This is a genomic window from Streptomyces sp. NPDC017991 (assembly GCF_044328075.1).
Classification (GTDB): domain Bacteria; phylum Actinomycetota; class Actinomycetes; order Streptomycetales; family Streptomycetaceae; genus Streptomyces.
In genome coordinates, this window is sequence record NZ_JBIRGP010000018.1 from 69,302 (window position 1) to 82,616 (window position 13,315).

Consider the following 13,315-nt stretch of genomic DNA (forward strand, 5'->3'; position numbering starts at 1 on the left):
AGGGTGTGCCTCTGTAGTGGGTCGGTTGGGTTCTCGAACTCTTGGGTCAGACTCGGATGACCTGAGGGCCCTGCATCGAGTAGCGGTGGGCCTCGGAGGTGGGGAGGAACGTGCTGGTGACGATCGTCTCCAGAGCGCTGATCTCCGCGAAGCGGCAGAAGCTGACGGCGCCGAACTTGGTGTGCACGCCCGCGAAGACCGTGCGGCGCGCGGCCCGGATGGCCTGTGACTTGACCTCGCTGACGGCCGGGTCGGGGGTGGTGAGGCCGTGTTCGCGGGAGATGCCGTTGGCGCCGATGAACGCCAGGTCGATGACGAAGCCGGCGAGCATCTTCGTCGTCCAGTGGTCGACGGTGGCCAGCGTGCCGGGCCTGACCCGGCCGCCGAGCAGCAGGACCGTCTTGTTGTCGGCCTCGGCGAGCGCGCCCGCGGTGGCCAGGGACGCGGTGACCACGGTCAGTGGCCGGTCCCTGGGGAGTGACTCGGCGATGAGCTGGGGGGTGAAGCCCTCGTCGACGAAGACGGTCTCCGCGTCCCCGAGCAGTTCGGCCGCGGCTGCCGCGATCCGGCGCTTCTCGGGTACGTGGCTGGTGGCGCGGAAGGCGAGCGTCGTCTCGAAGCCGGCGCTCTCCACGGGGTAGGCGCCGCCGTGGGTGCGGCGGACGAGGCCGTGGTCCTCCAGGGCGCGCAGATCGCGGCGCACGGTCTCCCTGGCGACGCCCAGCTCGGCCGCGAGCTCGTTCACGTCGACGGCACCTGTGCGTCGGGCGGTCTTCACGATCGCCCGCTGCCGTTCTTCCGCGCTCATGCCCGACACCCGCTTCCGCTCCCTTGCGTACGTGCCTACTGCCCGTTCGGGCCCGTTCGACCCCTGGGGGAAGTTCTACAGCGGGTACGCGCCACCGACCAGGTCTGTTGCGGGTCCGATGGCGCCCGTGTGTGCCCGTTGGGTGAGACGGACGCCCGCTGCGGACCTGCGGCGGAGCGTAATTCGGGCAGGGGGCGTGCCCGAACGGCGGGGCGGACGGGCCCGTTCGGTGCCCGTCCGCCCTGTGGGGTCGTCCGCGTGGAGTGGCTGGAAGTGTCGGCGGGGCCCGGTACGGCCGGCCGGGAGCGTCAGTAGGGCCACACCGGAGGGTTGGTCACGAAGGCGCCGCCGAGGCGGGCGTGGTCCGGGTTCTCGGGGTCCAGTTCGCCCTGTTCCGCGATCAGCTTCTCGGCGTACTGCTCGGAGTCGTCCTGCGGCTCGTAGCCGAGTGCGCGGGCGGTCGAGAGGTCCCACCACAGGCGGGTGTTCGCGGAGGAGCCGTGGACGACGCTGTGGCCGACGTGCTCGGCGGTCAGGGCCGCGTGGAAGAGGCGGGCGCCGTCGCCGGGGCTCATCCAGACCGACAGCATGCGCACGGTGGTCGGCTCCAGGAAGCAGGAGCCGATGCGCACGGAGACGGTCTCCAGGCCGTGCTTGTCCCAGTAGAACTGCGCCAGGTCCTCGCCGAACGACTTCGAGAGGCCGTAGAAGGTGTCCGGGCGGCGCGGGGTGTCGATGGGGATGAGGGCGCCCGGCTCGTGGGGTGCCTCGCCCTCGGGGCGCGGGGTGAAGCCGACCGCGTGATTGGAGGAGGCGAACACGATCCGCCCGACGCCCTCCTCGCGCGCGGCCTCGTACAGGTTGTACGTGCCCTCGATGTTCGCCTTCAGGATCTTCTCGAAGGTGGACTCCAGGGAGATGCCCGCGAGGTGGATGACGGCGTCCACGCCGCGCACGGCCTCGCGCAGGGCCTTCTTGTCGCCGAGGTCCGCGGTGATCGCGTCGGGCTCGCCCTCGATGGGCCGCAGGTCGAGGAGGCGCAGTTCGTAGCCGTAGGCGGGGAGCAGTCCGCGCATCAGGGTGCCGAGGCCTCCGGCGGCGCCGGTGAGCAGGACGGTGCGGGGAGCGGTGCGCGGAGCGGGCATCCTCGGGTCTCCTAGAATCAGTAGCCGTAGGCATATGCGTAAGCGTGTACGGCGTTCACATCCATGGACACGCTAAGGATCGTTCCCCGCTCGCGTCAAGTGTCGCGCGGAGGGTGGGGATCCGCTGCCGGTCGGGCTCATTTCCGGTCCTTTCTTGCTCCGGAATTGCTCCGGGAATGCGGGTTTGCCCGCTTGACCGGTCGCGATGGCGAGCTCTAGCGTGGGCGAGTTCAGAGATATGGACGCAAATCAGAAACGTGCACGGGTGGCGTGTACGTACATGCTCTAGGGAGAGCCCGTGTCGTCAGCCCCCCTCGCCGCCCGACTCAGTATTCCCAGCGGGCCGCTGTTCTTCCCCGTCACTGCGTACGACCGTGACGGAGCCGTCGACCTCGACGTCTACCGCGAGCACGTCCGGCGGGGCGTCGAGGCCGGTGCCGCCGCCGTCTTCGCCTGCTGCGGCACCGGCGAGTTCCACGCGCTCACGCCCGAGGAGTTCCAGGACTGCGTCCGGGCGGCCGTCGAGGAGACGGCGGGCCGGGTGCCCGTCGTCGCGGGCGCGGGCTACGGGACCGCCCTCGCGGTGCGGTACGCGCGGCTCGCGGAGGAGGCCGGCGCCGACGGGCTGCTCGCCATGCCGCCGTATCTCGTGGTCGCCGGGCAGGAGGGGCTGCTGCGGCACTACACGGAACTGGCCGGCGCCACCTCGCTCGACATCATCGTGTACCAGCGGGACAACGCCGTGTTCACCCCGGAGACCGTGGTCGCGCTGGCCCGCACCGAGGGGGTCATCGGCTTCAAGGACGGCACCGGCGACCTCGACCTCATGCAGCGCGTCGTCAGCGCCGTACGGTCCGAAGTGCCGGGCGACTTCCTGTACTTCAACGGGCTGCCGACCGCCGAACTCACCGGCCTCGCCTACCGGGGCATCGGCATCACCCTCTACTCGTCCGCCGTCTTCTGCTTCGCGCCCGAGATCGCCCTCGCCTTCCACCGCGCCATGGGCTCCGGCGACGACACGACCGTGAACCGGCTGCTCGACGGCTTCTACCGGCCACTCGTCGAACTGCGCGCCCAGGGCCGCGGATACGCCGTCTCGCTCGTCAAGGCCGGTGTACGGCTGCGGGGGCTCGACGTGGGCGAGGTACGGCCGCCGCTGCACGAGCCGTCCGAGGACCACCTCAAGCAGCTCGCCCAGCTGATCGAGCGCGGCTACGCGCTTCTGGAGGAGGGCAAGTGAAGGCGTCGACCTTCGTCTATCCGTGGGACGTCAACGGCGACCCCGGGGCGGCGGCACGCATCGCCGGGCTCGGAGTACGGCAGGTGACCCTGGCGTCCGCCTACCACTCCACACGCGCGCTGACCCCCCGCCACCCCCGCCACCGCATCGTCACCGCGCTGCACGCCGCCGTCCTCTACCCGCCGGACACCGGGCGCTGGCAGGGGCGCAGGCTGCGGCCGTACACCGCCGGGGACTGGGCGCCGGGTGACGCGTACGGGGAGGCCGCCGAGGCGCTCGCGCGGGCCGGGCTCGACGTGCACACCTGGGTGGTCCTCGCGCACAACTCCAGGATGGGCGAGGAGTTCCCGGACACCTCCGTGGTCAACGCCTACGGGGACCGCTATCCGTGGGCCCCCTGCATCGCGCGGCCCGAGACGCGCGCCTACCTGACCGACCTGGCCGTCGAGGCGGCCGTACGGCCGGGAGCGGCGGGTACGGAACTGGAATCCCTCGGCTGGTACGGGCTTCCGCATCTGCACGCCCACGACAAGACGTCGGGCGTGGCGATCGGGGACGCCGGGACGTACCTGATGTCGCTGTGCTTCTGCCGGTCGTGCCGCGACGGGTACGGGCAACTGGGTCTCGACGCCGCTGAGTTGGCGTCGGCGGTCCGGCGGGCCCTGGAGCCCGTGTGGCGCGGCGGGACGCCCGCCGGGGGCTGGGAGGCCGTGGAGAACCTGCTGGGCGCCGAGCCGGCGACGGCCACGCGCGCGTGGCGCGACTCCGTCGCCCGCTCCCTCCAGACGGACGTCGTCGGCGCCGTCCGGGCGGCGGCCCCCGAGGGGTTCCGGATCCTGCTGCACGCGGACCCCGACTCGTACCACGTGGGCGCGAACGCCGGGGTGGACCCGGAGCACATCCTGACGGTCGCCGACGGCGTGGTCGTGCCGTGCGCGGGCGGGTCCGATCTGCTGACCCCCTTCGCGGCCCACGCCGTCGAGGGAAACGTGCTGGCGGCCAACTTCCCCGTGGTGGCGGGAATGGGCGGCAGCCCGGCGACCCTCTACGAGGACGCGACGCAGGCGGCCGGACGAGGGGCCACCGAACTACGGCTCTACCACGCGGGGTTGGCGTCGGAGGGGGACTTGGCGCTGGTGGAGCGGGCGCTGGCACGGCTGGGCTGACGGCGAGGGCCGGCCCGGGGACTCCGTGTGCTCCGAGGTGGAGAGCTGGGGCGCAGCCCCGCCTTTCAGGGGCGCGGTGAACTGCGCGGCCAACCGCACCCGGGCAGCACCGTGACGAGCCGCGCAACCCCCACGGTCACCAACAGCGCCTGATACGGAACGAGTTCCACCAGACCCGCGCCGAGCGCGAGCCCCACCGCGTTCGGCGCGAACAGCAACGTGTTCGCGGTCGCCGCCGTACGGCCGAGGAGCGCGTCCGGAGTCTCCCGCTGCACCGCGGTGAGGGCCGCGATCAGCACGCAGGGGAGCCCGACCCCCACCGCCAGGGCCGAGGCGAGCGCCACCGCGTCGTACGGGAGCGCGCGAACCGTCACGGCCACGGCGGTCAGCGCGATGCCGTACCGCGCGAAACGGCGTTCGCCCAGCCGGCGCAGGAGCGGCCCCGCGGCCAGGCCGATCGCCACCGAACCGGCGCCCTGGGCGACGTACAGGAGTCCCACGTACGCGGGGGAGTGCCCGAGGCCCTCCGCCACCGCGTAGGCCGCCGCGCCGTTGACACCCGCGAAGAGCATCGTCGTGCCGCCGGCCAGGACGAGCGGGCGCAGGACCGGGTGTTTCGCCAGGTAGCGGGCGCCGTCGGCGGTCCGGGCCCGCCATCCGGCGGCGCCCTCCGCCGGGCGCGGGGGCGTCTCACGGACGCGCAGGAGTGTGTAGAGGCCCGCGGCCAGGGCGAAGGTGACGGCGTCCAGGAGTGCGACGCGGGCGCCCCCGTACGCCGCGTACAGGCCCGCCCCGGCGAGCGGGGCGATCAGCTTCATGCCCTCGTTGGCCGTCATCCGCAGCCCGTTGAAGTCACCGAGGAGCTGTTTGTCGACGGCGGTGGCCACCAGCGCCGCCTCCGCCGCGTCATGGACGACGCCCGCCGCCCCGTAGACGAGGAGCACGGCGAACAGGATCCACAGGGTGCCCGGCGAGTCGACCGCGAAGAGCGGCAGGAGAAGCACGGCCAGGCCCAGGTTCGTCCACACCAGCAGCGGCCGGCGGCGGGTGCGGTCGGCGAGGGTGCCCAGGGCCGGACCGATCAGTGTGGGCGCCCAGAGGGCGAAGACGCACAGGGCGGCCAGGCCGTCCGAGCCGGTCAGGTCCTTCACCCAGACCCCGGCCACCAGCCACATCGCCGACGAGCCGAAACCGGAGACCACGACCCCGCCCAGGTACAGGCCCGCGTTGCGGTCCCGCAGGACACGAACCACCGCCCACGCCGGCCGGGCCGCCAGGGAGGTCCGCGGTGCCCGCGGCGTTTCTTCCGTCATGCCTGGTCATCGTGGGGCTAAGGCCCCCGGGGAGAGATCGGGCAGGTGCCTTAGACGGGGTACGCGGCCGGGGCGCCGCAGCGCCGGCCGCTAAGGGACGGTGATGACGAGTTTGCCCCGCGGGTGGCCCTTCTCCAGGTGGCGGACGGCCTCGGCGGTCTCGGCGAGGCGGTAGGCGCGGTCGACGGGTGGGACGAGGGCGCCGTTCTCGGCGAGGTCCTTGAGGGTCAGCAGGTCCTTGCGGCGGATGACGGCGACGAGGTTGCGGAGGTTCTGCGCGGCGAAGGGCGAGAGCAGGACGGCCCGCAGCCCGCGGCTCAGCCCGCCGAACAGCGCGGTGCCGCCCTCGCCGCCGACGATCACGAGCGTGCCGCGCGGGGCCAGGACGCGGCGCAGCACGGGCAGGGGGCGTTGGCCCGCGTTGTCGATGACGACGTCGTACCGGTGCGGGCCCGAGGAGGTGATGTCCTCGGTGGTGTAGTCGATGACGTGCGCGGCACCCTGGGCCCGTACGAAGTCCGCGCCGCCGGGGCCGCAGACACCGGTGACCTCGGCCCCGTACATCGTGGCGAGCTGGACGGCGTAACAGCCCACTCCGCCGGAGGCGCCGATGACGAGGACCTTCTGGCCCGGCTTCGGGCGGGCCGGGCCGCTCAGGGCCTGGAGGGCGGTCGCGGCCGACACGGGGAGGGCGGCGGCCTGCTCGAAGGTGAGGCCGGCCGGTTTGAGGGCGAGTTTGGCGGCCTTGGCGCGCGCGAACTCGGCGAACGACCCCTCGCAGCTGCCGAAGACCTCGTCGCCCGGCTCGAAGTCGGTCACCTTCGCCCCGACGGCCTCGACCCGTCCGGCGCCGTCCCAGCCCCGTACCGGATTTCTGGGCCTGCGGAGGCCGAGGACGGCGCGGGCCACCAGAGGGCGGCCCGTCATGAGGTGCCACACCTCGGGGCCGAGACCGGCCGCCCGGATCTCGACCAGCACCTCGTCGTCGCGGGGGACAGGGCGCTCCACCTCCCGCAGTTCCAGCCGGTCCGCCGATCCGTAGGCATCCTGGACGATCGCCTTCATGGCATGTCTCCCCTTGTGGTCCCCGGCACCGGGAATCCCGGCGATCCCGAGCATCCCGGCGGTTCGGACGCCTGGCCAGATTCCTGAGCATGATCTCGGGAGCGGAAGCGATGAGTTTCCGTACGGCCGGCGGTCTACCCCCTGATGACCTCATGACGACATGACGACCCCGTGACGAGAGGAACCCACCATGGGCGACGGCGAGAGCACCGCGACCACCCTCGACCTGGGGCCGCAGGCCCTGATCGTGGCACGCGTCGCGGACGCGGTGCGCGAGGACCAGCTGGAGGACGCCACACCGTGTCCGGACTACGCGGTACGCCATCTGGTCGGGCATCTGACCGGCCTCTCCGCGGCCTTCCGGGACGCCGGGCGCAAGGAGCTCGGGGCCACCACGGACACCGCGCCCACCGCCGGACTGCCCGACCTGACACCCGGTTGGCGCGGCGAACTGCCCAAGCTGCTGGACGAGTTGGCTGAGGCCTGGCGTGACCCGGCCGCGTGGACGGGGCAGACACGGGCGGGCGGTGTGGATCTGCCCGGCGAGATCGCGGGCATCGTCGCCACCGACGAACTCGTCGTGCACGGCTGGGATCTGGCCCGCGCCACGGGACAGGAGTACGTGCCCGACGAGGCGGCACTGCGGGCGGCGTACGGGATGCTCGCCGCGTCCGTCGACGAGCCGTCGCGCGGCAGCATCTTCGGCCCGGTGGTGGCCGTCCCGGAAGGCGCGCCCCTGCTGGACCGGGTGATCGGGCTGAGCGGGCGGGACCCGGGGTGGAGGGCCGCCGCCGGGGAGCGCTGAGGGGAGCTCAGGCCCCGGGCAGTTCCACCGTGACGCGGAGCCCGCCGGCGGGGCGCGGGGCGAGGGCGAGCGTTCCGTCGTGCGCGTGGGCGATGGTCCTGACGATCGCCAGGCCGAGGCCGACACCTCCGTGGTCGGTGTGTACGCGTTCGGTGCCGCGCCGGAACGGCTCGGTGAAGGTCGCGGCGAGCTCCGGGGAGATCTTCTCGCCGGAGTTCTCGACCGTGAGCACCACACCGCCGGGCCGGACGCCGGTCCGCACCCACACCCTGCCCCGGTCGGGCAGATTGTGGACGATCGCGTTCTGGACGAGGTTCGTGGTCAGCTGCAGCAGGAGCGCGTGCGATCCGGCGGCGGGGGTGATGTCGCCGCGGGTCTCCAGGGTGACGCCACGCTTCTCCGCGAGGGGCAGGAGTGTTTCGGCTGCCTCTTCCGCCAGGAGGGACAGGTCGACGTTCTCACGGGTGAACGTCCGCCGCTCGGCGCGGCTGAGCAGGAGCAGTGCCTCGGTGAGGTCGATGGCCCGTGCGTTGACGGCGTGGAGGCGTTCGATGACCTCGCCGCTGTCGTGGTCGGGATCGGCGCGGGCCACATCGAGGAGGGCCTTCGAGATCGCCAGCGGGGTGCGCAGTTCGTGCGAGGCGTCCGCCGCGAACCTCCGCTGCTCGGCCACGTGTTCTTCGAGCCGGGCCAGCATCGAGTCGAAGGCGTCGGCCAGTTCGCGGAACTCGTCCTTGCGGCCCGGCAGCCGGATGCGGTGGGAGAGCGCCCCGGCCGAGGCCAGGCGGGTGGCGCCGGTGATGCGGGTCAGCGGGGCGAGCATCCGGCCGGCCAGGACCCACCCTCCGACGAGGCCGAACACCAGCAGGAACGCCAGCACCGCCGCCGCCCTCGGCGCGAACACGCGCAGGAGGCCGTGCCGGATCCACCGGAACGAGCCCTGGCACTTCGAACCGCGTACCCGGGCGATCGGGCACCGGTGCCCGGACATGTACGCCGATCCCACCGAGGACCCGGGGATGCGACAGTGATGCGACAGTGACCGGAAACGAGCCGGGACGGACGACGACGCGGGCCGGCGTGGACGACGTGACCGACACGGCCGACGTCGCTGACACGGTGGGCAGGACGGCCCTGGCCGGCATCCGCCGCGCCATCCGCACCGTCCGCCGCACGATCCGCGCCGGCCTGCGGCCCGACCCCTGGAAGCGCGGCCCGGTGCTCGCGGCGGCGGCGCTGCTGCTCGGGCTGTCCCTGCTGCTGCACGCGAGGATCCCGAACCGGATCGGGAACCTCGGCAGCCTGGTGGAGACCTTCCTGCCCTGGCTCGGCCTGTTCGTCCCGGTGCTGCTCGCCGGGGCCCTGTGGCGCCGCTCCGCCTCCGCCGTGGTCGCGCTGCTGCTGCCGGTCACGGTGTGGCTGAACCTCTTCGGCGGGCTGCTCGGCGACAGGTCCCACCCGGGCGGCGACCTCACCGTGGCGAGCCACAACGTCGGCGCCGGCAATCCCGATCCGGCCGGCACCGCCCGCGCCCTGGCCGCCTTGGGCGCGGACGTGCTGGCGCTGGAGGAACTGACCCCGCAGGACCGGACCACGTACGAGAAGGGGCTGGCGGAGGCGTACCCGCATCACGCGGTGCTGGGCACGGTCGGGCTGTGGAGCAGGCTGCCGCTGTCGGACACCCGGCCGGTCGACATCAGGACGGACGTCGGGCCGCCGGCGAGGACCAGGCCGGCCGACGCGACCTCGGCCGAGAACCGGGCGCTGCGCGCCACGGTGGCCACGGACCACGGGCCGCTGGCGGTGTATGCGGCCCACCTGGGATCCGCCCGGGTGAACCCCAGGTCGGGCTTCTGGACGGACTCGCGGGACAGGAACGCGCAGGCGCTCGGGGAGGCCGTCGCCGCCGAACGGAACGAGCGCGTGGTCCTGCTCGGTGACCTGAACGGCACCATGGACGACCGCGCGTTCGACGGCATCACTTCGCAGTTGCACCCGGTCCAGGACGCGGCCGGGGACGGCTTCGGGTTCACCTGGCCGGCGAGCTTCCCGGTGGCGCGCATCGACCAGATCCTGGTCCGCGGCGTGGAACCGAGGAGCGCGCGGGTGCTGCCTGCCACCGGCAGCGACCACCTGCCGGTGGCCGCCGCGGTCGACTGGTGAACCCACGGCCGCCGGTCGTCGTCGGCAACTTCTTTTGTCGGAAGCATTGACGAAACACAGAGGCGCTTCTAGCTTCGTCGCGTCGTACTTCGTACGTCATATATGAGACGCGATACGCGAGATCAGATACGCGAGCCCTCGATCCCTGAGGGCTCCGCGCCACCGAGAGGCGAGCATGACCTCTGTGCCCACGCCGATCCCCTCCCGCACGCAGTTCGTGCAGGAGGGGATCAAACACCGCATCCTCACCGGGCAGTTGACCCCGGGGCAGGCCCTGGTCGAGACCGAGCTCGCCGCGCAGTTCGGGGTGTCCAAGACCCCGGTGCGCGAGGCGCTCAAGACCCTGGCCGGCACCGGGCTCGTCGTGATGAACCAGTACAAGGGCGTCACGGTGCGCATGGTGGACGCGGACATGGCGCGCGAGGTGTACGACGTGCGGCTGCTGCTCGAACCGGAGGCCCTGCGGCGCTCCGTCCTGCGCGGCACCTCCCTCGACACGGCGCGTGAGGCGCTCGAACGCGCCGACACCGCCACCGACACCGCCCAGCGGTCCCTCGCCAACCGCGAGTTCCACCGCTCCCTGTACGTCCGCTGCGGCAACCCGCTGCTCGGCCGGATGCTCGACGAGGTCCGGGACCAGGCCGCCCTGGTCTCCGCGGTCGCCTGGGCCGCCGACCCGTCCTGGGAGCGCGAGGCCACCGAGCACCGCGAGATCCTGCGGCTCGCCCTCGAAGGCGACTCGGACGGCGCGGCACGCGCCCTGCACTCACACATCGCCTCGTTCGTGCAACGGGCCTTCCCCGGGGCCCAGGGAAAGGGTGAGCAGGAATGACCGCGACCACGACCACGTTCGAGGCCCAACGGGCCGCCCTCGCCGACGTGGTGGCGATCCCCGTGACCCCCTTCGCCGAGGACGGCTCCATCGACAGGGACGTCCATCGCGCGCTGCTGCGCCGGGCGCTCGACGGCGGCGTCCGCATCGTCACCCCGAACGGCAACACCGGCGAGTTCTACGCCCTCAGCCCCGAGGAGCGGCGCCTGGTCACGGAGTTGACCGTCGACGAGGCGCGCGGCCGGGCCACCGTCCTGGTCGGGGTCGGGCACGACCTGCCGACCGCCGTCGCCTCCGCCCGGCACGCCCGGCAGCTCGGGGCCGAGATGGTGATGGTCCATCAGCCCGTGCATCCGTACGTGTCGGAGGGCGGCTGGGTCGACTACCACCGGGCGATCGCGGAGGCCGTCCCCGAGCTGGGCGTGGTCCCCTACATCCGCAACCCGGTGCTCGCCGGCGCCCGGCTCGCCGAACTGGCCGACGCCTGCCCGAACGTGATCGGCGTGAAGTACGCCGTGCCGGACGCGGCCCGCTTCGCCGCGTTCGCCCGGGACGCGGGACTCGAACGCTTCGTGTGGGTGGCCGGTCTCGCGGAGCCGTACGCGCCCTCGTACTTCTCGGCGGGTGCCACGGGCTTCACCTCCGGGCTCGTGAACGTCGCCCCGGCGGTCTCGCTGAACATGATCGAAGCACTGCGCTCCGGTGACTACGCGGGCGCGATGAAGATCTGGGAGCAGATCCGCCGCTTCGAGGAACTGCGCGGGGCCAACGGCTCCGCCAACAACGTGACGGTCGTGAAGGAGGCCCTGGCCTCACTCGGCCTGTGCCGCCGGGACGTCCGCCCGCCCAGCAGGCAGCTTCCCGAGTCCGAACGGGCCGAGGTCGCCGCCATCGCCGGGAGGTGGTCCATATGACCGACGTCAGCCCCTCCGCACCCGAAAGCGGGCGGATCCCGTGCCCGGAGCGGCAGTTGCGCAGCCACCAGTGGTACGGGACCGAGGGCCTGCGCTCCTTCAGCCACCGAGCCCGCACCCGTCAGCTCGGCTACCTCCCCGAGGAGCACCTCGGCAAGCCGGTCATCGCGATCCTCAACACCTGGTCCGACATCAACCCCTGCCACGTCCACCTGCGCGATCGTGCGCAGGCCGTCAAGCGGGGTGTGTGGCAGGCCGGCGGCTTCCCCCTTGAGTTCCCGGTGTCGACACTCAGCGAGACCTTCCAGAAGCCCACCCCGATGCTCTACCGCAACATGCTCGCGATGGAGACCGAGGAGCTGCTGAGGTCGTACCCGGTCGACGGAGCCGTCCTCATGGGTGGTTGCGACAAGTCCACGCCCGCCCTGCTGATGGGCGCCGCGTCCGTGGACCTGCCGGCCGTGTTCGTGCCCGCCGGGCCCATGCTGCCGGGCCACTGGCGCAACGAGATCCTCGGCTCGGGCACCGACATGTGGAAGTACTGGGACGACAAGCGCGCCGGGCTCATCGGCGACTGCGAGATGACCGAACTGGAGAGCGGTCTGGCGCGCTCGCCCGGCCACTGCATGACCATGGGTACGGCGTCCACGCTCACCGCCGCCGCCGAGGCGCTCGGGGTCACCGTGCCCGGCGCCTCCAGCATTCCCGCGGTCGACTCGGGGCACGACCGGATGGCCGCGGCGTCGGGACTGAGGATCGTCGAACTCGTACGCCAGGAACGGAAGTTGTCCGACATCCTCACCCAGGAGGCCTTCGAGGACGCGGTGACGACCGTCCTCGGACTCGGCGGCTCCACCAACGCCGTGATCCACCTCATCGCCATGGCAGGACGCGCCGGAGCCCGGCTCACCCTCGACGACTTCGACCGCATCGCCCGTACGGTGCCGGTCCTCGCGAACGTACGGCCCGGCGGCCGGAAGTACCTCATGGAGGACTTCCACTTCGCCGGCGGACTGCCCGGGTTCCTCTCGCGGATCACCGACCTGCTGCACCTGGACCGGCCGACCGTCTCGCACGACAGCCTGCGCGAACAGCTCGCCCCGGCGCAGGTCCACAACGACGAGGTCATCCGCACCCGGGAGAACCCTGTCGCCGCCGAGGGGGGCGTCGCCGTGCTGCGGGGCAACCTCTGCCCCGACGGCGCGGTCATCAAGCACATCTCCGCCGAGCCGCACCTGCTCAAGCACACCGGCCCAGCGGTCGTCTTCGACGACTACCGGACCATGCAACGCACCATCAACGACCCCGGGTTGGGCATCACGGCCGACACCGTGCTGGTGCTGCGCAACGCAGGCCCCAAGGGCGGTCCGGGCATGCCCGAGTACGGCATGCTGCCGATCCCCGACCATCTGCTGAAGCAGGGCGTACGGGACATGGTGCGGATCTCCGACGCCCGGATGAGCGGGACGAGTTACGGTGCCTGTGTGCTGCACGTGGCACCCGAGTCGTACATCGGCGGGCCGCTCGCCCTGGTCCGCACCGGCGACAGCATCACGCTCGACGTCGACGCCCGCTCTCTGCAACTCAACGTGGACGACGAGGAGTTGGAGCGGCGGCGGGCGCGGTGGACCGCGCCGCCCGAGCGCTACGAGCGCGGCTACGGCGCGCTCTACAACGACCAGATCACCCAGGCCGACTCCGGCTGCGACTTCGCCTTCCTGGCCCGGCCGGGCAAGGTGCCGGACCCGTACGCGGGCTGATCCGAACCACCCGGGACCGCCTCGCACCTCGCGGTCCGGCTCCCGCACACCGTACGTGAAAGCGCTTGCCATCAAGATCGCGCGCCCGTACCACCTGCTCGACC

12 protein-coding genes are annotated in these 13,315 nt (G+C 72.3%); 7 read left to right on the forward strand and 5 right to left on the reverse strand.

The features are described 5' to 3' along the window. Positions 1-46 precede the first annotated feature (46 nt). Both ACH4DZ_RS39600 and ACH4DZ_RS39605 read right to left on the reverse strand, forming a co-directional pair. Complete coding sequence (locus ACH4DZ_RS39600) at positions 47-817, reverse strand: DeoR/GlpR family DNA-binding transcription regulator (RefSeq protein WP_398293779.1); 771 nt, start codon at positions 815-817, stop codon at positions 47-49. Positions 818-1,116: 299 nt separating this feature from the next. Next, a complete protein-coding gene (locus ACH4DZ_RS39605; protein WP_398293781.1) occupies positions 1,117-1,953 on the reverse strand; it encodes an NAD-dependent epimerase/dehydratase family protein in 837 nt (278 codons plus the stop codon). A 298-nt stretch (positions 1,954-2,251) separates the two neighbouring features. Between ACH4DZ_RS39605 and ACH4DZ_RS39610 the strand changes: the two genes are divergently transcribed. Then, positions 2,252-3,193, forward strand: coding sequence for a 5-dehydro-4-deoxyglucarate dehydratase (locus ACH4DZ_RS39610; protein ID WP_398293783.1), 942 nt, complete (start codon positions 2,252-2,254; stop codon positions 3,191-3,193). Continuing rightward, positions 3,190-4,359 carry a hypothetical protein gene (locus tag ACH4DZ_RS39615; protein ID WP_398293786.1) on the forward strand — a complete coding sequence of 390 codons (1,170 nt, stop codon included), beginning with the start codon at positions 3,190-3,192 and terminating at the stop codon, positions 4,357-4,359. The genes ACH4DZ_RS39610 and ACH4DZ_RS39615 overlap by 4 nt, the downstream gene beginning before the upstream one ends. Before the next feature lie 65 nt (positions 4,360-4,424). On the opposite strand, the gene ACH4DZ_RS39620 is transcribed toward ACH4DZ_RS39615, so the two are convergent. Then, a complete protein-coding gene (locus ACH4DZ_RS39620; RefSeq protein WP_398293787.1) occupies positions 4,425-5,672 on the reverse strand; it encodes an MFS transporter in 1,248 nt (415 codons plus the stop codon). 90 nt (positions 5,673-5,762) lie between these two features. After that, positions 5,763-6,737: an NAD(P)-dependent alcohol dehydrogenase gene (locus tag ACH4DZ_RS39625; RefSeq protein WP_398293789.1), complete on the reverse strand. Its 975-nt coding sequence runs from the start codon at positions 6,735-6,737 to the stop codon at positions 5,763-5,765. A gap of 190 nt (positions 6,738-6,927) precedes the next feature. Between ACH4DZ_RS39625 and ACH4DZ_RS39630 the strand changes: the two genes are divergently transcribed. After that, a complete protein-coding gene (locus tag ACH4DZ_RS39630) occupies positions 6,928-7,542 on the forward strand; it encodes a TIGR03086 family metal-binding protein (RefSeq protein ID WP_398293791.1) in 615 nt (204 codons plus the stop codon). A gap of 7 nt (positions 7,543-7,549) precedes the next feature. Here ACH4DZ_RS39630 and ACH4DZ_RS39635 read toward each other — a convergent pair whose 3' ends face one another. Continuing rightward, positions 7,550-8,533 (reverse strand): sensor histidine kinase, encoded by a 984-nt coding sequence (locus ACH4DZ_RS39635; protein WP_398293793.1) that lies wholly within the window; start codon positions 8,531-8,533, stop codon positions 7,550-7,552. 185 nt (positions 8,534-8,718) lie between these two features. Here ACH4DZ_RS39635 and ACH4DZ_RS39640 point away from each other — a divergent pair, with 185 nt between their 5' ends. From ACH4DZ_RS39640 to araD, 4 genes are all read left to right on the forward strand, one after another. Next, complete coding sequence (locus ACH4DZ_RS39640; RefSeq protein WP_398294000.1) at positions 8,719-9,705, forward strand: endonuclease/exonuclease/phosphatase family protein; 987 nt, start codon at positions 8,719-8,721, stop codon at positions 9,703-9,705. Between the two features lie 175 nt (positions 9,706-9,880). Beyond that, entirely contained in the window at positions 9,881-10,537 is a 657-nt protein-coding gene (locus ACH4DZ_RS39645) for a GntR family transcriptional regulator (protein WP_398293795.1), read from the forward strand. Next, on the forward strand, positions 10,534-11,451 hold the full coding sequence (locus ACH4DZ_RS39650; protein ID WP_398293797.1) for a dihydrodipicolinate synthase family protein: 918 nt from the start codon (positions 10,534-10,536) through the stop codon (positions 11,449-11,451). The genes ACH4DZ_RS39645 and ACH4DZ_RS39650 overlap by 4 nt, the downstream gene beginning before the upstream one ends. Then, positions 11,448-13,211: an L-arabinonate dehydratase gene (araD, locus tag ACH4DZ_RS39655; RefSeq protein ID WP_398293799.1), complete on the forward strand. Its 1,764-nt coding sequence runs from the start codon at positions 11,448-11,450 to the stop codon at positions 13,209-13,211. Before ACH4DZ_RS39650 ends, araD begins: the two co-directional genes overlap by 4 nt. Positions 13,212-13,315 lie beyond the last annotated feature (104 nt).